The organism is Aliiglaciecola sp. 3_MG-2023, from assembly GCF_030548205.1.
Lineage (GTDB): Bacteria > Pseudomonadota > Gammaproteobacteria > Enterobacterales > Alteromonadaceae > Aliiglaciecola.
This window is the reverse complement of record NZ_JAUORV010000005.1, coordinates 177,677-197,659: the sequence shown is the minus strand read 5'-3', so window position 1 is coordinate 197,659 and position 19,983 is coordinate 177,677. Positions and strand designations below refer to the sequence as shown.

Below are 19,983 nucleotides of genomic sequence, written 5' to 3'. Positions count from 1 at the left end.
TAAGGCGACAAAGTTGTTATGCCTTACTTCCATTGTATTTAAGACGGTAACTCTAGCGTTTTGAACTACAACGGCGAGCAAATAGCAAGATTACCCCTAAAGTTAATAAAGCGAACATAGGTGGCGAAGAAACTTGTTGAGCATAGGAAAACTCAAGGTCATCCATAGCAAATGTGCCCGGTGTACCCTGTAAAACGACGGAATGAGCTAGTCCGGCAAAATCAATAGAAACAAACTCAAAGTTACTTATATCATTTGCGTTTAAAACCACACTATCTAACAGGTTTCCTGTTCCATCTAAATCATCATAAATGTTGATGACAGTATTAGCGAAAGCGCCATAACTAAAATTAAGCTGATTATTGAAACCTTCAATGAAATTAATAAACCCAACGCCAGATACCGATGTGGCGAAGTTAGGGCTTGATGTTTCACCAAACCCCGTCGTAGCTAACCAATCATAGGTTTGAAATTGAACACCATTAGATAGATAATAATCGTCTACCATGCCATTAGTAGCAATGTCATCAAAGTCAATGATGGTCGCTTGTGAAAGGCATGAAACGGTAACTAAAACCAAACTTAACACTATTTTTTTAAAAAACATTTGTAACTCCTTGGGTATTTAAAGTTCAGGGTGTAAAAAGCAATACACCCTGTCCATTTGTGAATATTGACTATTGCTTCATGACTTCAACTTCAGCCAAGCTTAATGCCTCGGTTCCTACCAGTTGCACTCGAACATAACGACCTGACCTGTCTACATCGATTATTGTTGGGCTCCCGGCTGTAGCAGTTGTTAAATAAGCACTAACATCGTCTTGCCCTAATGTTTCATCTAGATCATTAGAAATAAACGGTTCATCTGAAACAAAGACGTAAAAATTAGTTAACCGACTAGCACAGCAAGAATCTGTTCGCCCCCAAACATTCACTGTGTCGATATCGGTCAAGCTACCTAAGTCAACTTGCCACCAAGCTTGCTCATTAGTTAAAGTATGAGTCACTGAACCATTAACCCAAATACCATTGGTATTCCCATCTACAGCAAGACTTGCAGGGCTATCATAACCCGTTGAAGATTGGGTTGCTTCTTTACCTAATGCGGCGTTTGCAGATTCAGTCGCCTCAGCAATAAATTCAATTGAATTTAGATTTACTCCGCCTCCGACAAACTCTAAACGTAATATTTGGTCGGATCCGGCTTCAATATCGACATTTTCAAGTGAAACGGTTTGCCAGTTCTGCCATCCACCTGTATGAACTAAATCAACTGTACCCAGGGGTTTTCCATCAAGAATAACCACAATGGACTTATCAGTAACATCGGTATTAACACCAATTCTTAAATCAATTTTATAGGTACCGGCGATAACATCGTAGATGGTGTATTCCAACCATTCTCCGTCTGCTGTCCAACCAACGTTATAGCCACCGCCCACATCTTCCGATACTTGAATATCTACGCCATCTAGGCGATACACATCACCGCTATTACCTAATGTTGTATCTAGGTAGGCAACATCAGGGCCACCTTCATCATAATTTTCAGCTTCTATAATGCCGGGAATGGTTGTTAACACATATGCGGACTGGCCTACCAATAATTCACCATCAACAATTAAACCATCTAGTTGCATGTAGGCACCATTCTTCTTAACGACTTTGAGAGTGTGCGTACCTGGGATTAAATCTGAAGCGCTGAATAAAGTTTGTTGCGAAAGGTAAATATCAGAATAAGCACTCACGGTTTCTTGAAACTCACCATCCAGATAGACATCTGCTTCACCATAGTTAAGATACATTGGGGCTAAGTATTGGATTGCTTCACCTTCAAAAGTAAACTCAAAATAGTCGCCGTCATTTTTGGTGTAATGTAAGTCTTGTCTATAGTCATCTGCAGAGCGACCTGAGGAATATAACCAGGTGCCAACGTAGACGATTTCATCATCTGTATCATTAATGATATTATTTATACTCGATTCAGGACGATCCCTAACCGCATACAAGACATCTAACGAATCTTGAGAAACTGTACCGTCTTCATACATCTTCATATTAAAACTTAGTGGAATGTTTCTAGCGTCGGCTTCTTGGGCAATTGCCACTGCATAAGATGTACTGATTGATGTATTGATTTCTTGATCTCGATCGTTAATTCCCCAACCATTTTCCATTTTAAACATAGAGTGCTGCAACAATCCTTTTAATGGACCATCCGTATAAATACCATCCCCACCTTCTTCAGCACTTCCATACTTAACATCACCATGTTCAGATTCACCAAACGTCATATCTTGAAAATCGGTATAACGCACAGCATTAATGTTGTTATATGAAATCAAGCGATTAGGATTGCCGGTACGGGCAGCCTCCGCCATACTCTCAAAAGGAGCTGGATAATAAGCGGCACCATCGTCAAAGAACCAGCCATCTAGATTTTCACCATAACGTGCGCCAACATCAGCCACCACGGCTTTCCAATTGTTGAAAAACGTAGTTCGATCACCGGTTCCAGTGTCATCAAATTGACCAGGAAAATTCTGTTTTGCAGCCCAAGAAGGCTCTTGTTGCAAGCCTTGATGATAATAAATCATAAAACGAATACCATTATCTTGCAGACCTTGAGCAACCTCTCCAATCAGGTCTCTTTGAGCGGTTAGACTTGAATCACCCATAATGTTATCAATCGCGTCAATTGGTGCTTGTACCCAATATTGCCACCAGGTCATTGACCAAATGACATATCCAGCGCCAGTTTCTTTAACCATATTGACGAACTTATCAACATCAAAATCCGCCGCACCATCATCCAAGCTTTTGCGATCACCAGTTTCAGGATATCCCCAAGCACCGTATTGAAACATAAGCCCAAAAGTTGAATCGGAAAGCCAAGTCATGTCTTTCTTATAGTTGGCAACGCGTGTTTCATAGGCCGCAAGATCAGAGGCGCGAATAAGTTCTAGTGATTTAAATTCAATATTACCTTCAATATCTGCATTTCTAATTAGTTTTAATGTGTGAGTACCCGCTGGTAAGTATATGTTGCCCATTTCAAAACGGTCCCATCCAATATCTTTTGTTGTTGCATTTAGAGATATAAATGTACCTTCAACTGAGAATCGTAGAGGGACATTTGCAGTGGTATTTAGCAACGCCCTCACGGAATATAATGCAGCAGTGGGAACGTTAACCGTCCATTGCATATAGTCATTAGTGTTATCATCAAAATTAGTCACATAATAGTGCTTCGGATAGGCCTTTCTTACCGATAAACCTGAATTATGTTCTGAACCGGCTGCCATCAAATAGACAATATTGTCAGTTTCAGCACTTTGATCAACAACGATAGGGTTATCTCCTGATTGTGCAATATTGGTATCTGCAACCACAGAGAGTGGGAACAGACCGCACATCAATAATAGTAATTTTTTACGCCTTAGAACGTCTGAAAATCCAAACATTTGTCTCTACCTCATAGGGTCATTCACTTAAATTTATTTTCCCGCCACTATCCCGTTAAGTTGACTGGGAAACCTTTTGTGTCAGTACTTTATGAGCGACTACTATGAGCTCGAAGCACCACACATTTACTTGCGCATCATCAAATTCAAGACGCACCTTTCCCTACACATGGTATTCACCCTGTGTATGAAATTAGTTACAACACTTAGTTAATATATGTCAGCTAGTTAAAAATCATTTCATTCAGAACACTCGCCGGCTTTAATGATCGAGAAGGTTAAAAATGGATGGCATTGATTGCCATTTTGCGCTGTCAGTTTTACTAACATCGACCTTTTGGAAACGTTCCATCAAACGCTCCCATTCCTGCACTTTTGCATTGCTACTATCTAATTCGGCTTTTTTTTCAAAGCTAAAATCGTTGCAGGTAGATAACACCATGACTAACAACGTTTCCAATCGAAAAATCTGCATATTTTCGATTCCCGCAGCTCTAATACTAGCCAGGACTTCAGGCCAGACATTTCCTGGTTGATGATACTGTTCATATAACCTTATTAATTCTGGATCATCATTTAAGCTCAGCGTTAAAACATGGTGTGTCGTTGTCATATTATTTGATTCCAATGGATTCATACCTACATCAATTTAAGCGTTGTATTTATAGTGAGCACGGTAACCATAAAGCGTAATCACAACGAAACAAATGAGAGGTAATAAAAAAGAAGTTTGTACCGATGGAATTGAGCCGATAATACTCGGCCCATCAATCATTGTTGCTTGCAGAGGCGGCATTAATGCACCACCAACGATGGCCATTACCAACCCAGCAGAACCTAAACTTGCATCATCGCCGAGATCTTTTAGTGCAATACCATAAATAGTTGGAAACATAAGTGACATACAGGCTGAAATACCAATTAAACAATATAGGCCCAGCATTCCGCCGAAAAATATTGTCCCAATAGCCAACAACATACCACCGAGGGCCAATAACATTAACAATTGCCCAGGACGAAAGTAACCGAGTAAAAATGTACATATAAATCGATTGGCTAAGAAAATAGCCATGGCAACCATATTGTAGCCTTGCGCTTCGCCAGCGGTTAAACCAACAGAGGTCATGCCGTAATGAATCACAAATGTCCAGCACATGATCTGCGCCCCAACATAAAAGGCTTGCGCAATAACCCCTTCCACATATCGACCATTTCGAAAAAGTCGACTAAAAGTTGCACCTAATTCACGAGTGGTGAAGGGAGTATCTTGAGAAATAGTACGGGGGAGCTTTGCAGTTAAAAATAATAGGAACAGAATGGTTACAACCACAGCAATGGCAATATACGGTCCTCTAACAGTAATAAGATCAGCGGTTTGCATAGCCTGATGAGCAACAGGATCGCTTATTGAAAAATTATTTAGTGCCGCCGTTAACTTACCATCCACTACACTAGGCAACATTCCGGCGTACTCTGGGTGTGCAAGACGCTCAGATTCTCGAAACGCCTCTACTTGTAACTTATTCAGAATTAGGGTGGACGCCACAAACATCCCGGTTAAAGAACCAATAGGATTAAATGCTTGAGCTAAATTTAGTCTTCTGGTTGCAGTAGCGGGATCACCCATTGACAGGATGTAAGGATTCGCGGTGGTTTCAAGCAATGCTAAGCCACAAGTTAAAATACAAAGAGCAGCTAAAAAGAAATTAAATTCTTGCTCTATACTGGCTGGAATGAATAACAACGCGCCAACAGCGTACAAACCTAACCCCAGTAGAATTCCTGATTTATAAGAATATTTACGAATAAATATAGCAGCAGGAATTGCCATTACGCCATAACCTAAATAGAAAGCAAATTGCACCAAACTGCTTTGTGCATTGGTTATTAAAAAAATATCTTTAAACGCTTTAACTAATGGATTAGTTACATCGTTGGCAAACCCCCACAACGGGAAAAGCAACGCGACCATAATAAAAGGTATTAACATTTCTTTTGCTATTATTGGCGGCTTAGTCATTAAATTTTGCTGCCCATTGTGCTTGTTTACCATTATGGTTAATCCTAATAATTAATATGAAATATGTTTTAGTTGAGATATTCGAGATAAGCGTAGAAACTCGGCAACCGATTTGTTTTTGAGCCGGCATCTGCACTATCTGTAAACCAGCCCAATAACTTTATTGGTCCTTTCTTCAGGTGGATATTGAACTCAGCTCCTGATGCTTCAGTGCCCATTTCTGCGCGATATTCTTTACCATTGATATTTAAATAAGCATATTGCTTACCTATGGCGTAATGAGCAGGCTCGTCATACATAAATAGGCGAATACGGTAATCACCTGCGTTCTCGGCTTGGACATTCCAAGGTAACGGTTCATATTGGTCCGGTTGGGCTATCCAGCCTGTGTTAGTTTCATTTGATAAGGGTGTTTTAAAGCCCGGATCCCAAGCAATCTGACTGGTAGATTCAGCATCAGCCCAATCATTTGAATTTAATCGTACTGGGTTTTCAAATGAACTACCGACAATCGGCAGGGCTTGTTCTCCTATATTCAGAGAGATACTTTTCCACCAACGATTTAAATACTCTCTGTGTTGTTGGGCAACGTCTAGATGTTTGGATATGACATTATTAATTTGCCCTGGATCGTCGGTAATATTGTACAGCTCTTCAATTCCTGACTCACGTTCGGATATAAAACGCCAATCACGACTAAGCACCGCCATAGGACGACCAATTCGGGGAATATTTACACGCTGATTAGTGATGACAATTTTTCGATCATCAAAAACTGACCTAGCAGTTGCATTAGAGTCATTTTCCAAAAGTGGTAATAAACTCACACCATCCATGTTTATTAGCTCACTCTTTTTCGGATCAATGTCGAGCAAATCTATCAGGGTTGGCAACACATCAAAATGGGCGGTCAAGCTGGCAATATCTCGGGGTTTACCAAAGTTACCTTTAGGATAATGAATGAAGAAAGGTACTCGATGGCCACCTTCATAAACTTCATTTTTATAGCCACGCATCCCAGCGTTAATGACCCAATTTGCATAACGTGGATTTAATTTAAACTTCTGCAAAAATTCTTCAGGATCTCGATCACCATACATCGATGACTCAGGCCTTAAAGATGACGTCCCATTGTCTGTCATAAATATCAGGATAGTGTTGTCATCAATACCCAAATTATTAAGTTCAGACCTTATTTCGCCAACGCCTTTGTCTATATTGGAAATCATTGCATAAAATCGAGCCATAGGCTCTGGAAGCCCTAGGTCACGATACGCCTGCACTTCAGTTTCTGGTGCTCGCCAAGGCGTGTGAGGCGCATTTGTTGAAATATAAGCAAAAAACGGTGTTGAAGAAGCTGCCTGTTCACGAATATAACGAATAGACTCATCGAACCAATTTTCTGTCGCATAACCTTTAAAATTTTCAGGCTCGCCATTACGAAAATAGGTATCGTCAAATTGTGTATTGCCCCAATAATCACCTGATTGTCCGACTCCTCCTCCACCATGGATAACCGACTTGTCAAAGCCGTGATCCTGAGGACGAAATGGATAATTCTCACCTAGGTGCCATTTACCAAAAATAGCCGTGTTATATCCAGCTTCCGACAATACGTCAGCCATCGTTTTATGTTCAGCGGCTAAATTCGAACGTCCCATTACGGTATGCCACACTCCAGCACGCATAGAGTGTTTACCGGTCATGAGTGCAGCACGGGTTGGAGAGCAGGTGGGATCTGCATGGAAGTTGGTTAAACGAATACTTCGTTTCGCAAGCTCATCGATATTGGGTGTTTTAACCACCGGATTTTGATGAGCACCTATATCACCATAACCTTGATCATCGGTCATAATTAAAATGATATTGGGTTTTACACTTTGTAGCTCATTATCTTTGTTTATTACTTCAGTCGAAGTGAGTGATTCAATTAGAGTAGTAGGTGAGTTTTCAACAACTTTACTACAACCACTGAAACAAAATAGTGTGCCAATTAATGACAACCAAATGGCAACACTAACTACTGATAAATTTTTAAACACCTTTTCTCCATATATCTGTGGAATACCCGACGCTTTCAAAGCTAATTACTGGATGATCCAAGTCAATTGGATCATCAAGGTCGGCCATTAATTTTAGGAGTTCATCTTGCAAGCTCGCCAGTTGCTTTCTGTACGCAGGTTTTGCACTCAAGTTGTGTAATTCATCAGGATCATTTTTAAGGTCAAATAACTGTGTTTGACCTATGACGGGATAATATATGAGTTTAAAGTTGTCACTTCTCACCATGCGTTGGTAGTGACGGTAAGCTCCATATATGAACTCATTCATAGAATCTTTTTCTTTCCTTAACAAAGGCATAAAACTTGAGGCTTGAACAGTGTTTGGTACTTCAATACCAGCCAATTCCGCGGTGGTTGGAAATATACTGTTTAGATAAATATTGCCTTTAATTTTTTGCCCCTTATCTATCCCTTTACCTGCAATAATAAAAGGAGCACGAATAGAATGATCATATTGATTTTGTTTACCTAACAAACCATGTTTGCCGACGGCCAGTCCGTGGTCTGAGGTAAAGATAATGATGGTATTTTCGGCATAGGGAGACTTTTCCAATGAATCCAGGATGCGCCCTATCTGCGTATCCATATGATCGATCATGGCGTAATATTCACCAATAAACTGTTTCACTTCGTCTGGTTTGCGCGGAATATCCAATAGCACTTCATCCCGTACCCAAAAATCCCCCTGATCTACTGAGTTTTGCTTTTTAAATGCCTTTGGTAGAGGAATGGCGTCTTGTGGATATTTATCAACGTAACTTTGTGGAGACTGTCTTGCATCATGTGGCGCTAAGAAACCCACGTACATTAGAAATGGTTTATCGTTAATGTCCGGTTTTTTCTCCAAATACCCAACAGCTGCGTCGGCAATAATTTCGCTACTATGTTTTTTAGATGGATATACCGCCGATAATTGGTGAGTTTCTCTATCCAGGTCAACCATGCTGGCGTTGTATTGATCATAAGTCATTCCACCTTCGTGAATGGCTGTGCCTAGATCAAAACTACGCAGCAGAGCTTCTTTTGAGACATGCCATTTTCCAGTTAAGAATGTTTCATAACCCGCTTGTTTAAAAGTTTCACCCCACAATGGATATGACGTCTTTTTCTGAAGTTTTAAGGTACCGTCAGTAATGCCGGTACTGTATAGGTTTCTTCCTGTGTTAATCATTGCGCGACTTGGCGCACAAACGGCAGGTGACCATGAGCCCTGATTAAATGCGTGGGTGATTTGCGTGCCCTGTTGGGCTAAACGATCAATGTTAGGCGTTTCTAAGACGGTATTTCCAGCGGCACCCATTGCAGAGTAACTTTGGTCATCGGTTAAAATAAACAAAATATTAGGTTTTCCATGTTTAGCTACTGCACTAGCAGTTAAGCCCACAGAAAACAGCAAGAAACCCATTGATCTTAATATATATTTTCTAGTATTTCGATTAAATAAATCGCTCATAGTAACTCCAAATATCGTGATATTTACCATACTGTTTGTTAATGCCTGGTGAGTAACCAACAGGGCTTGACGAATAGCACTCTAATCAATCAAATTAATCGAGATTGTCTGTTGCTGTTGGTTACGTGAAATTACTACCTCTAATACACCCCGCCACTTCCTTGACTGATAGGAAGCTAGTAAATCAGCAGCACTAATAATTTCATCCGCGCCACCAAACTGGGTGTCGAGGACTTGTAACACCACATCCCCGGTTTGCAATCCACTGAGGTCCATTTTGCTTCCTTTATCCACACTTAAGACCATGGCACCGGCAATATCAGATATGCCCAAGGCAGACTGTTCACCCAAGGTTTCCACTGACTTTAGGGTCGCACCAAGAAGCGCATACTTTTGTCCTGATTGACCTTGTGTCGAGTTCAAATATAAAGGGCGAATTGCAGGTTGTTCAGCTAGTGCTTTCAGTTCTGGCGTCATCACTCCAAACTGATCCATGGGAAAGTTTTTAAATCCAACTGCTAATGCAGCAGAGCTTTCTTTGACTTGATAATTACCCTGTTCAGGATTAACGAACTGCGGATCACCATAGTTTGATTGTTCATCTAACCCTAGAGCTTGCGCCGCTTGCAAATCACTTTCATTGACGAAGAAGTTATGATTTACGCTAGTTCCCCAATGGTTGTTTAGAATAGGTTTGTGGCCACTTAACAAAATATTGTGTTCAACCACATCCTGACTGCCTTCAAACCACACATGAGGATGAAATGAATTGTTCAAAATGATGTTATTAGTGGCGATGCGTTTAAATCCTTCACGGAGCTTTAACCCGCCACTTAACATCAGGTTATTGGTAATTTGATAGTTGGATGAACCATCATCTAAGTCGATATCCCAACCATGGTCACATTGGAAACGGTTGTTGCGTAAAATAGTGGGACGTATTGCATCTAGTAGAAACATCTGTGGATATTTAGCCGCTAAACGGTCCATTTCAGCGCGATCAGGATGCCAAAAACGGTCACGTCCCCAAGAGTTAAATGCCCCGTGATCACCGGTTTCTAGCACCGTATCAAAGACATCATTAAACTCAATAATATGCCCGCCCCAAGTGCCTTCGCTGACGTTGATACCCGCTCTTGGTACGCGATAAATTGAATTGTGACTAACGGTAATATCAGCAGCCATAGACAACTGCACACCCACTACTTGCTTTTCGACTAAACCAATATCGTGGATAAGGTTGTTATAAACTAACGATTGACTTGGATAGTCATTGGTTTTGGGTCCAACTTCAAAATCCAATTCAGCTTCGGGTACAAATTCATGATATTCAAAACTAGGCGAGCGCACAGCTTTCGGGCTTCCAACAAAACTCACAGCACTGGCTCCGATATCATGAATGTGGTTACCGCTAATAATAATGTTACGATTGTAGTTACTTATAAAGATCGCGTTACCACCAAGCATATGAAATTCGCTATCTTTCAGTGATACATTTTCTGCACCATCAATAATCACTGCACCACCTCGGTAAATTGCCCAATCGCTGCGCAGCAAAGGTTCTTTAGTTTGCATAAAAGTAGGTTGGGTGTGTTGAAACTTAATGCCTTGAATTTGGATATTTTTGACTGGATTATTTTCTGTTCCACGCATCTCGATAAGATTATCTAGATGAGATACTTCAATATTCGCAGAATGAATATCGGTGCCTTGTGGTGGGTAAAAATAGACAGTTTGCGTTTTTTTATCGAGAAACCATTCGCCAGGGGTGTCTAATTCGCTAAATATATTTTCAACAAAGCGATATTTAAGGTGCATGGGAGAGCGGCGATTATTTTGGTATCCACCTTCCAACTCCAATGAATGATCGGGGTTAACACCAGTAATAAGGTAATGCATGTCACCCCATCTGGCTTCATGTAAAGCATGTACGTATCCGCCTTCTGGGTTAGTCCAAGTAACCACACGTTCAGGAGAAACAGCATCTGCAGCATAGCCATTAAAAATAACTACTTCAGAGTCAAAATTTGGATAGCGCGCTAGCGGCTGACGCTTGCCCTCTAAGAATAGGCTTGAAAACTCACCTTGGTTAACTTTCGCTTGATAGATATTGTCGTCGTACGGCTGCCAATTTAGCATTAACGGTTTACCACCACTAATCACAACTTTTTTGCCTGCAGCCCCTTTGATCACAAAAGGAAATTGCTCAGTACCTGAAAATTCTGACCCCAGGATAAGCGTACTATCTAGGTAATATTTACCTTCGGCTAGCTCAATTGTCACAGCCTGGTTGTTGTTAAGTTGCTGTTTAGCTTCTAGTAAAGCCGATTGAAGATTTTTAAAAGGGGCATTCTCACCGACTTTTAATAGCTGTGCAGTACGCTCAATTTCTGTTGCTTTTGTCGATTGCTCATCAATGTTCGCGGAACATCCGACTAACAATGCAAACACAGCTAATAGCACTAATCTCATGTATACCCCTTTCATACTGTTTACTCAAAATATCAAAATGGGCAAAGTGCTTAACGGCACTTTGCCCATCGTTTAGCTTTATTTAAAACTTAGCTCGCACACCTAATGTAAAGCGTTTGCCCACATCTTCTAAGCCACGGTTAATACCTAAAGAGTTAGTTTGAACCAAGACTTCATCAGTAATATTTAACGCTTCAAAATCAATGGACACATTTTCGGTCACGTTATAGCTAGCTGAAAAGTCTAGTTGACTATAGTCACCTGTAAACGACCCATCACCAAAGTAGTTAGTCCCGTTGTTAACAAATTCATCTCGATAGTTGTAGGCAAAGCGGGCACCGAAAGTATCATTTTCGTAATATGCCACTAGGTTATAACTAGTCTCAGATAGACCATCTAGGGTAAGTAATGGGCCATCTTCTGAGGCCTGAATTTCATCCGCATCGACTATGGTATAGTTTGCAGAAAAACCTAACCCCTCGATGATTACATCTAACGGCTGCTGCCAATTAAACTCAATCCCTGTCAAATCACTTCCTTTACCATTGTCAGGTAAGAAACGGGTGAAGGTGGTGGTAACCGAATTGCTACCATCTAAATCACTATAGGTAACTTCTTCTTGGTTAGTTGAAGACACAACAAAAGAGTCGATAAACTTAACAAAAGGAGCCACCGAGAACATACCACCATCTTCAAAATACCATTCAACCGAGAAATCCAGCTGATCGGCTAAGAAAGGGTCAACATCAGGGTTACTTGAATTGATAGTTCTAACATTGACATTGATTGTTGTGGCAGGAGATAACACGGTTAAATCAGGGCGAGACATAACTCTTGCTGCGCCAAATCGTAGCACCACATCATCAGTGAGTTCATATTTGAGGTTTAAACTAGGTAGCACTTCTGTGTAGCTTCTACTTACTGAGCTTTCGCTGGTATCAACAAAAGTTTCGGCCCCGCCTTGGTCAAAACGAATAGTACTAAAATCAGGAATATTTCCGTCAGATTCTTGGTCAGTTGATACAATACGAATACCGAAGTTACCGGTTAGCCTGTCATCCATTCCTTCAAAGTTGAACTTAGCATAGGCTGCGATGACATCCTCTTTAACGTTAATTTCACTAGCGCCACCTTCAGTCAGGGTGCCATTGGCCACCAATGTAGATAGCGGAACCGCATCTAACAAAAGACCAACATCAGAAGACAACCATTGAGTTGGATAGGTCGTCGAGCCACCATATCCATCAAAAAAGTCACTTGGATTGTATGCCGTCATATAATCGCCAGCATCAAAACTGCCACCTTCGATATCCGCATCATAGGTCTCACCTAACAGGCCTGCTAATACTTCTGAACTCACACCAATACTTCTAAAACCATTGTATTTTTCACGGGCACTGTACTTGGCACCAAATTCAACGCTATAGATACCTATTTTCCAGTCAACAACATGATCCACATCTATTCTAAAATCAGTACTGGTATCTTCTGTGGGTTGATCAAAACTACCGTTAAAACCCAGCGAACGGAAACTACTACCATTTAGTGGATCGTAACCGTCGGTATAACCTAGTTCTGGAAGGCCGTCGTAATCATTACTAAAGTCATAATATGCATTCGCTCGACCAATGACTTCATGGGATAAAGTCGAAATTTTATTTTCTGATTTAGCATAAGATAGCTCGGCTTCAATCACCCAGTTTTCATCAATGGTATGTTTCGTACCTAACGAAAAGCTGGTTAACTTGTCGTTTGAGTCTGTTGTGCGCGCATTATTACGGTTATCTACCCCAGCAATTTCTAATCGTTCAATTAAACCATCTGAACCTAAAGTGTCAGTTGTAATGCTGCTATCAACCACCGAACCCAAAACATTCGTCCAGCGAAATGAGTTAAGTGGCATTGCGCCCGCCACGTCAAACTCTGAATACATGGTTTCAAGCCAAATATCTGTATCGGCAGTGGGGCGAAATTGTAACGTTGCTAATAGTGTGGTGCGTTCTCTGTCTTCTGTTAACTGGGAGAAGTTAGTTGCGTGATTGAACCGAAACGAATCATTTGTGTCCCCATCTAAGTTGTAATCCAAAGTAGACGTTGGAGCTCGACTTCCTTCACTCCCAGGTTCTAAACCAAAGGCTTCATATATATGTGACTCAACCGAACGGCTATCATAATGTGCGCCTAGCGTCAGACCAAAAGACTTATCTTCATTTACAAAAGTATATAAAGCAGACACATCAGGATTAGTATCCCCAGAGTTATCTTCATAGACAGCTTTAACACTTGTGACTAGGGACGTTTCACCTGCAGATAGAGGTCGAGGGGTACGCACATTAATAGTAGCTGACAACGCACCTTCTTCCATATCGGCAGAAGGCGTTTTATAAACTTCTAAAGCACTCACAAAATCTGAAGGTAATATAGTGAAATCAAAACTACGTCCGCCCGTTGCGGAAGGTAGTGTGCGACCATTGAACTTAACTCTAGTAAAGTCAGGACTCAAGCCGCGAATAGTCACATCCGAACCTTCACCTCGATTTCGAGAAATCTGTACACCGGATACGCGTTGTAGTGATTCAGCTAAATTTTGATCGGGAAATTTACCAATGTCTTCAGCAGATATAACATCTGCAACAACATCTAGGGAACGCTTCACTTCCGTTGCTTTTTCCAAGCTACCTCGAATACCTGCAACCTGAATCACTTCAACGTCAGCTTCTTGTGCGTTAGCCGTTGTTGCAAAAACCATGGAAGTTAATGCTAAACCACTGAATACCGAACCAATGATGTTAGCTAATTTATTTTTTTTGTATGGGTTTTTTGTAAGAGTCGTTTTCATCTATATGTGTCCAATTAGTTATGTCATTCATCAACCGACGAACTTTTTCATCAGTAAAAAGTAATTACATTTACAAAACTAAAGGGAGAATCTCACATTAAATTAACATCCGCAAGCTTATTTTACATATGGAAACATTTTTTATATTTGTTTTGAGAATTTTTAAAGATATTTGCAGGGATGGATGCAGGTTAGCGAGGTTTTTTTTGTTCTGTGACTTAATTGAGCCCTAACTGGGCTCGTAACCTAAAGCGGTAGATATATCTAATGCTGCTTGTTTAATTAGCTGATGGGCGTCTTGTGCAGTAGTCTGATGAGAACCATCTAAGTAATCGAAAAAAGGAACAATAAGCGCTGCAACAGCCTGATCACGGTAGTCAAATACAGGATATCCAATATCTTGAATACCCTGTGCTTGTGCACTGTGAATACTTTCATAACCTTGGCTCAGTACTTTTCTAACCATCTTATCTATGTCTACACCATCTACATCTGGGTGATGTGCAGGAATTCGACTTAACATTTGGCTTCGGGTATTTTCATCTGCAAACGCAAGCAGCAAATGGCCAGAACATGTATTCATCAATGGTGCTTCGGCCCCTAACCTAACGCTGAATACGCGCTCTGAAGGAGAATCTTGCTGAACTACTACATGTCCCCTACCTTCATAATAAATAACTAAATGGCAGGATTGCTCTATATCATATGATAACCGTTGGAGGATAGGAGCTGACGCACTGGTTAGGCGTTTCACTGGTGGAAAGCGATGGGCTAAGCCGAACATCTTTAATGTTAACCGGTATCTATCACTTCCTGGTTCTACAGACACATAACCCCGCTGTTGTAACACCGCTAACATACGAAATAACTCACCCACTGAGCGATCTAATTTTTTGGTTATTGCTCCAATATTCATGCCGTCTGCTTGAGCAGCCAACAGCTCTAGGATATCTAACCCCTTCTCTAAAGCAGGTGCGGTGTAAGTTTTTCGCTTAGGACTCGTTTCGCTAATTGTCCGTTTCGTCATTCTAAATTCTCCAGTTTGGGCCAGCTAAACACCAGAAAGCCGCGTGTTACTTATAATGCGTTACATTTATTATTAGAGCAAGAACATGCCTTCTACTAAGGATATGGCGATAAATTTAAAAATATCCATGAATGCATTGACATTATGTTAATAAAATATTAATTTTCATATAAGAGATTTAATTTTAAATATGAAATAGAGTAAAAATAATGACCCAATCAGACTCAATAGTATCCCTTGTCACCCGAGATATTCGGTTTCCTACATCAGAATCCTTAGATGGCTCAGATGCTATTAATAAAGATCCTGACTATTCTGCAGCCTACTTAACCATTAAAACGGAACAAGGAAACGAGGGCCACGGCCTGATTTTCACAATAGGCCGTGGTAATGACATATGTTGCAAAGCCATTGAAGCACTAGAGTTTTTAGTGGTTGGCAAAGACTTTAAGGAAATTATTCAGGATATTGGCGGGTTTTACGACGCCTTACGCTCTGATAGCCAGCTTCGCTGGTTGGGCCCAGAAAAAGGCGTAATCCACATGGCAATTGGTGGCGTTATGAATGCGATATGGGATATGTGGGCACGTTTTGAAGGTAAGCCTTTATGGCGTCTACTAGCTGATATGTCTCCTGAAGAATTCGTTAATTGCATCGATTTCCGTTATCTTAGTGATGCGCTAACTAAAGACGAAGCCTTAAAAATGGTTACGGCTAATCAAGCGAGTAAGCAAGGGCGCATTGCCTATTTAGAAAAAAATGGTTATCCATCGTATACCACCTCAGCGGGTTGGTTAGGGTATAGCGATGAGAAATTAGCGCGCTTATGTAAAGAATCGTTGGATCAAGGATTCAAACATATCAAGTTAAAAGTTGGCCAGGATTTACAAAGTGATATTCGCCGTTGTCAAATCGCTCGCGACGTGATTGGTGAAGATGTAAAACTCATGATTGATGCCAATCAAATTTGGGAAGTAGATGAAGCCATAGATTGGGTCAATAAACTTGCTGACGTAAAGCCTTGGTTTATTGAAGAACCCACCAGTCCAGACGATATTTTTGGTCATAAGAAAATTAAAGAGAATATAGGCGAGATAAAAGTCGCCACCGGAGAACATTGTCATAACAGAATTATGTTCAAACAGCTTATCGCAAACGATGCTATCGACGTTGTCCAAATCGACTCTTGTCGCCTAGCCAGTGTAAACGAAATTCTAGCGGTTTATATGTTAGCAGCGAAGTTTGGTAAACCTGTTTGCCCCCATGCTGGCGGCGTAGGTTTATGTGAATATGTGCAGCATTTGTCTATGATTGACTATGTGCATATTTCTGCCGATTTAACCGATCGAGTTGTGGAGTTTGTGGATCATTTGCACGAGCATTTCATTGATCCATGCGTGATTAAAGATGGCGCTTATGTGGCCCCGACGGCACCAGGTTACAGTATCGAGATGTACGAAGAAAGTCTTGCAGATTATACTTATCCAAGTGGTAGCGAATGGCAAAAACGTCTTAAAACAGCAGATAAATTAGCCTCTTAATGAACAATTTTTTTGACCATAAATTACCGGATACCTCGTCATTGAAGCAGCGAGCAAAAAAGCGCATTCCTCGGTTTGCCTTTGATTACCTTGAAGGTGGATGTCACGAAGAGTTTGGCCTACAGCGCAACCGCCAGGATATTCAAAATATTCAGTTGCGCAGTCAGTTGCTCAAGCCTTTCGATAAGTCTGATATGTCAGTGGAGTTATTTGGTCATAAATATGATGCTCCTTTTGGCATAGCTCCCATCGGCTTGCAGGGTTTGATGTGGCCTAAAGCCCCAGAAATTTTAGCCAAGGCGGCAGCGGATTTAAACGTGCCATATATACTCAGCACGGTCTCCTCTGCCAGCTTGGAAAATATTGCCGAGATTTCTGAAGGTAAAGCTTGGTATCAACTTTATAACCCTACAGATAGCACTATCCGAACAGATTTACTCAATCGAATTAAAACGGCTGGCTATAAAGTATTGGTAGTCACTGTAGATGTACCTACCTTTGGTTATCGACCTCGTGACATGAAAAATGGTCTGGCTATGCCCCCTAAAATGACCATTTCAAATATAGTACAAATGCTTTCACGACCTCGTTGGTTTTACGAAACCGCATTGGCAGGCAAGCCAGAAATGAAAACATTAAAGCCCTATATGCCTCCTAACATGCCCACAGATCAGTTGGCCGCGTTTATGAATAAAACGGTAATGGGGCGAGTTGATCTTGAAGGGCTCAAACCTATACGTGAATTTTGGCAAGGCCCGCTAGTCATTAAAGGTTTAATAAACCAAGAAGATGTGGCTGCGGCTATTTCCCTTGGGGCTGACGCAGTGATTATGTCGAATCATGGTGCGCGCCAATTAGATGTGGGCGAGTCCCCCGTAAAACCTTTGCAATTAGCTGCGGCTAACTATGGCCAAGATATCAAAATTTTTATGGATAGCGGCCTGCGTTCAGGTACTAACATCGCCTCGGCATTAGCCTGTGGTGCAAACTTCACGTTCTTAGGTCGTCCTTTTGTATACAGTGTCGGCGCTTTAGGCAAAAAAGGTGGCGAGCATATGATTAATTGCCTAAAAATTCAGCTTGAACAAGTGATGAATCAACTTGGTTGCGCAAAAGTGGATGATTTGCCTCAGTTTTTAGTCAATCCAGTAAAGGCTGATAGTTATGTCAAATAAACCAGTTATAGCAAAAAAACAGATAGGCACGACTCAGCTACAAATCGACACCCTTGGATTTGGTTGTGCTCCTATGGGTAATTTATACCAAGCCATCAGCGATGAAGACGCCAAGTCAATTCTAACTGCAGCATGGCAAGCTGGCTTTCGGCACTTCGATACTGCCCCTCATTATGGGCAAGGGCTCAGTGAACGTCGTACCGGAGATATGTTGCGCCCTCTTCAGGGTAAAGACTACATACTATCGACTAAGGTGGGTCGTCTACTTAAGCCTGCTGGTTATGCCCATACTCGACATGGTTTCGTATCGCCTATGCCTTTCGATATCCACTACGACTATAGCTACGACGGTATTATGCGGTCCTTTGAAGATAGTATTCAACGGTTAGGTATAGATCGTATCGACATCTTATATATGCATGATATTGGCCGTGACACCCATGGCGATGCCAATGACAAACACTTCCCTATCGCCATGCAAGGTGGTTATAAGGCCATGAATGAATTACGTTCCCAAGGCCTGGTAAAAGCAATTGGTTTAGGGGTAAATGAATACCAAGTCTGCGAACAAGCGTTGGACTACGGTGATTGGGATTGCTTCTTATTGGCTGGGCGCTATAGCTTACTCGAACAACAGTCGTTACAAACCTTCTTACCTAAATGTGAACAACAAAATTGTTCGATCATTATTGGTGGCCCTTATAATTCAGGTATTTTAGCTACTGGTGTTAATGGTACTAACACCCCTTACTATAACTATGCACCAGCGTCACCAGCGATTATCGACCGTGTGGCAAAAATTGAAGACATTTGTCAGCAATATGATGTGACTTTAGCGGCGGCGGCTTTGCAGTTTCCCCTCGCCCATCCAGCAGTTGCGTCGGTAATTCCAGGCCTTGGCAATATATCGCGAATTCAAAAAACCATAGAGTTATTTCAGCAAACGATTCCCAGTGAGTTTTGGCAAAGTCTACAGCAAGCAGGATTATTAGATGAAAATGCGCCTATTCCAAAACAATAACCATGACGATTTAACATTATGAGAACGCCAACAGTAAACAAAACAATGCGTATTGATAGCCACCAGCATTTTTGGAAGCGGGAATTAGGTTATTACAACTGGCTTACTGAGGATATGGGGGCTATCTATAAGGACTTTTCGCCTGAAGATCTGCGTCCAAGCCTGAAGAAGTCAGGGATCGATAAAACTATTTTAATCCAAGCCGCCGCGGATACCGCGGAAACAGAGTACATGTTGTCTTTGGCGCAAAGTACTGACTTTATTGTGGCGGTAATCGGCTGGATTGATATGCAAAGTACTGACGCTCCCAGCCAATTGGCAAAACTGTCTCGACATTCCTATTTTAAGGGTATTCGCCCCATGATTCAGGATATTCATGATGACAACTGGATGCTCAAAAAAGAGCTAGAACCAGCATTTAATTGTCTGATGCAACTTGGCCTGTGTTTTGATGCCTTAGTGAAACCTCGGCATTTAAAGGCGCTCTTGACCGTAGCAAAACGCTATCCGAAATTAAAAATAGTCATAGATCACGCCGCTAAGCCAGATATTGCCGGCAATAAAGCAGAACAATGGGCAGAAGATATACAAGCATTCTCCGGCTTAGATAACGTGTATTGTAAATTATCAGGTTTAGTAACCGAAGCCGGCCACAATCCAGATTTCAATAACTTGATTCCTTACATGCAGCATTTGTTGGATACCTTCGGCACTGGTCGTCTAATGTGGGGCAGCGATTGGCCCGTGTTGAATTTAGCCACTGACTATCAACAATGGGTTAGTTTAACTAAGGCATTTCTATCTAACGTCGAGGAAAATCAGCAAGCTCAAATTTGGTCTAAAAACGCCATTAAATTTTATAATTTAACCATTGTAGATTAATTCTCAATTTCTATCACCGATTAAGC

General features: G+C 41.2%; 13 protein-coding genes. 4 read left to right on the top strand and 9 right to left on the bottom strand.

What is annotated here, in order from left to right:
• Positions 1 to 52: 52 nt before the first annotated feature.
• The 9 genes from Q4574_RS07530 to Q4574_RS07490 all read right to left on the bottom strand — a co-directional run bounded on the left by Q4574_RS07530 (position 53) and on the right by Q4574_RS07490 (position 15,338).
• Positions 53 to 607: a hypothetical protein gene (locus Q4574_RS07530; RefSeq protein WP_303473152.1), complete on the bottom strand. Its 555-nt coding sequence runs from the start codon at positions 605 to 607 to the stop codon at positions 53 to 55.
• Positions 608 to 677: 70 nt separating this feature from the next.
• Complete coding sequence (locus Q4574_RS07525) at positions 678 to 3,464, bottom strand: carbohydrate-binding domain-containing protein (RefSeq protein WP_303473150.1); 2,787 nt, start codon at positions 3,462 to 3,464, stop codon at positions 678 to 680.
• Between the two features lie 262 nt (positions 3,465 to 3,726).
• Positions 3,727 to 4,077 carry an L-rhamnose mutarotase gene (locus Q4574_RS07520; RefSeq protein WP_303473148.1) on the bottom strand — a complete coding sequence of 117 codons (351 nt, stop codon included), beginning with the start codon at positions 4,075 to 4,077 and terminating at the stop codon, positions 3,727 to 3,729.
• Positions 4,078 to 4,113: 36 nt separating this feature from the next.
• Positions 4,114 to 5,517, bottom strand: a complete 1,404-nt coding sequence (gene fucP / locus Q4574_RS07515) for an L-fucose:H+ symporter permease (RefSeq protein WP_303473147.1) — start codon at positions 5,515 to 5,517, stop codon at positions 4,114 to 4,116.
• Positions 5,518 to 5,552: 35 nt separating this feature from the next.
• The gene (locus tag Q4574_RS07510) at positions 5,553 to 7,526 is read right to left on the bottom strand and encodes an arylsulfatase (RefSeq protein WP_303473146.1); all 1,974 of its coding nucleotides are present in this window, start codon (positions 7,524 to 7,526) and stop codon (positions 5,553 to 5,555) included.
• Entirely contained in the window at positions 7,519 to 9,000 is a 1,482-nt protein-coding gene (locus tag Q4574_RS07505) for a sulfatase-like hydrolase/transferase (protein WP_303473145.1), read from the bottom strand. The genes Q4574_RS07510 and Q4574_RS07505 overlap by 8 nt, the downstream gene beginning before the upstream one ends.
• A gap of 81 nt (positions 9,001 to 9,081) precedes the next feature.
• The gene (locus Q4574_RS07500; RefSeq protein WP_303473144.1) at positions 9,082 to 11,472 is read right to left on the bottom strand and encodes a PDZ domain-containing protein; all 2,391 of its coding nucleotides are present in this window, start codon (positions 11,470 to 11,472) and stop codon (positions 9,082 to 9,084) included.
• Between the two features lie 82 nt (positions 11,473 to 11,554).
• Positions 11,555 to 14,311, bottom strand: coding sequence for a TonB-dependent receptor (locus Q4574_RS07495; protein ID WP_303473143.1), 2,757 nt, complete (start codon positions 14,309 to 14,311; stop codon positions 11,555 to 11,557).
• A 229-nt stretch (positions 14,312 to 14,540) separates the two neighbouring features.
• Entirely contained in the window at positions 14,541 to 15,338 is a 798-nt protein-coding gene (locus Q4574_RS07490) for an IclR family transcriptional regulator (protein ID WP_303473142.1), read from the bottom strand.
• A gap of 209 nt (positions 15,339 to 15,547) precedes the next feature.
• Between Q4574_RS07490 and Q4574_RS07485 the strand changes: the two genes are divergently transcribed.
• From Q4574_RS07485 to Q4574_RS07470, 4 genes are read left to right on the top strand one after another with little or no spacing between them, the layout of a single operon-like run.
• Positions 15,548 to 16,879: an L-fuconate dehydratase gene (locus Q4574_RS07485; RefSeq protein WP_303473141.1), complete on the top strand. Its 1,332-nt coding sequence runs from the start codon at positions 15,548 to 15,550 to the stop codon at positions 16,877 to 16,879.
• Positions 16,879 to 18,054, top strand: a complete 1,176-nt coding sequence (locus Q4574_RS07480; RefSeq protein WP_303473140.1) for an alpha-hydroxy acid oxidase — start codon at positions 16,879 to 16,881, stop codon at positions 18,052 to 18,054. Before Q4574_RS07485 ends, Q4574_RS07480 begins: the two co-directional genes overlap by 1 nt.
• Entirely contained in the window at positions 18,044 to 19,075 is a 1,032-nt protein-coding gene (locus tag Q4574_RS07475; protein ID WP_303473139.1) for an aldo/keto reductase, read from the top strand. Before Q4574_RS07480 ends, Q4574_RS07475 begins: the two co-directional genes overlap by 11 nt.
• Positions 19,076 to 19,093: 18 nt before the next feature.
• Positions 19,094 to 19,957: an amidohydrolase gene (locus Q4574_RS07470; protein WP_303473138.1), complete on the top strand. Its 864-nt coding sequence runs from the start codon at positions 19,094 to 19,096 to the stop codon at positions 19,955 to 19,957.
• The last annotated feature ends 26 nt before the right edge of the window (positions 19,958 to 19,983 follow it).

Coding starts and splice junctions, on each gene's coding strand:
- Q4574_RS07530 (WP_303473152.1), bottom strand. CDS start 607: ATGTTTTTTAAAAAAATAGTGTTAAGTTTGGTTTTAGTTACCGTTTCA.
- Q4574_RS07525 (WP_303473150.1), bottom strand. CDS start 3,464: ATGTTTGGATTTTCAGACGTTCTAAGGCGTAAAAAATTACTATTATTG.
- Q4574_RS07520 (WP_303473148.1), bottom strand. CDS start 4,077: ATGACAACGACACACCATGTTTTAACGCTGAGCTTAAATGATGATCCA.
- fucP (WP_303473147.1), bottom strand. CDS start 5,517: ATGGTAAACAAGCACAATGGGCAGCAAAATTTAATGACTAAGCCGCCA.
- Q4574_RS07505 (WP_303473145.1), bottom strand. CDS start 9,000: ATGAGCGATTTATTTAATCGAAATACTAGAAAATATATATTAAGATCA.
- Q4574_RS07500 (WP_303473144.1), bottom strand. CDS start 11,472: ATGAGATTAGTGCTATTAGCTGTGTTTGCATTGTTAGTCGGATGTTCC.
- Q4574_RS07495 (WP_303473143.1), bottom strand. CDS start 14,311: ATGAAAACGACTCTTACAAAAAACCCATACAAAAAAAATAAATTAGCT.
- Q4574_RS07490 (WP_303473142.1), bottom strand. CDS start 15,338: ATGACGAAACGGACAATTAGCGAAACGAGTCCTAAGCGAAAAACTTAC.
- Q4574_RS07485 (WP_303473141.1), top strand. CDS start 15,548: ATGACCCAATCAGACTCAATAGTATCCCTTGTCACCCGAGATATTCGG.
- Q4574_RS07480 (WP_303473140.1), top strand. CDS start 16,879: ATGAACAATTTTTTTGACCATAAATTACCGGATACCTCGTCATTGAAG.
- Q4574_RS07475 (WP_303473139.1), top strand. CDS start 18,044: ATGTCAAATAAACCAGTTATAGCAAAAAAACAGATAGGCACGACTCAG.
- Q4574_RS07470 (WP_303473138.1), top strand. CDS start 19,094: ATGAGAACGCCAACAGTAAACAAAACAATGCGTATTGATAGCCACCAG.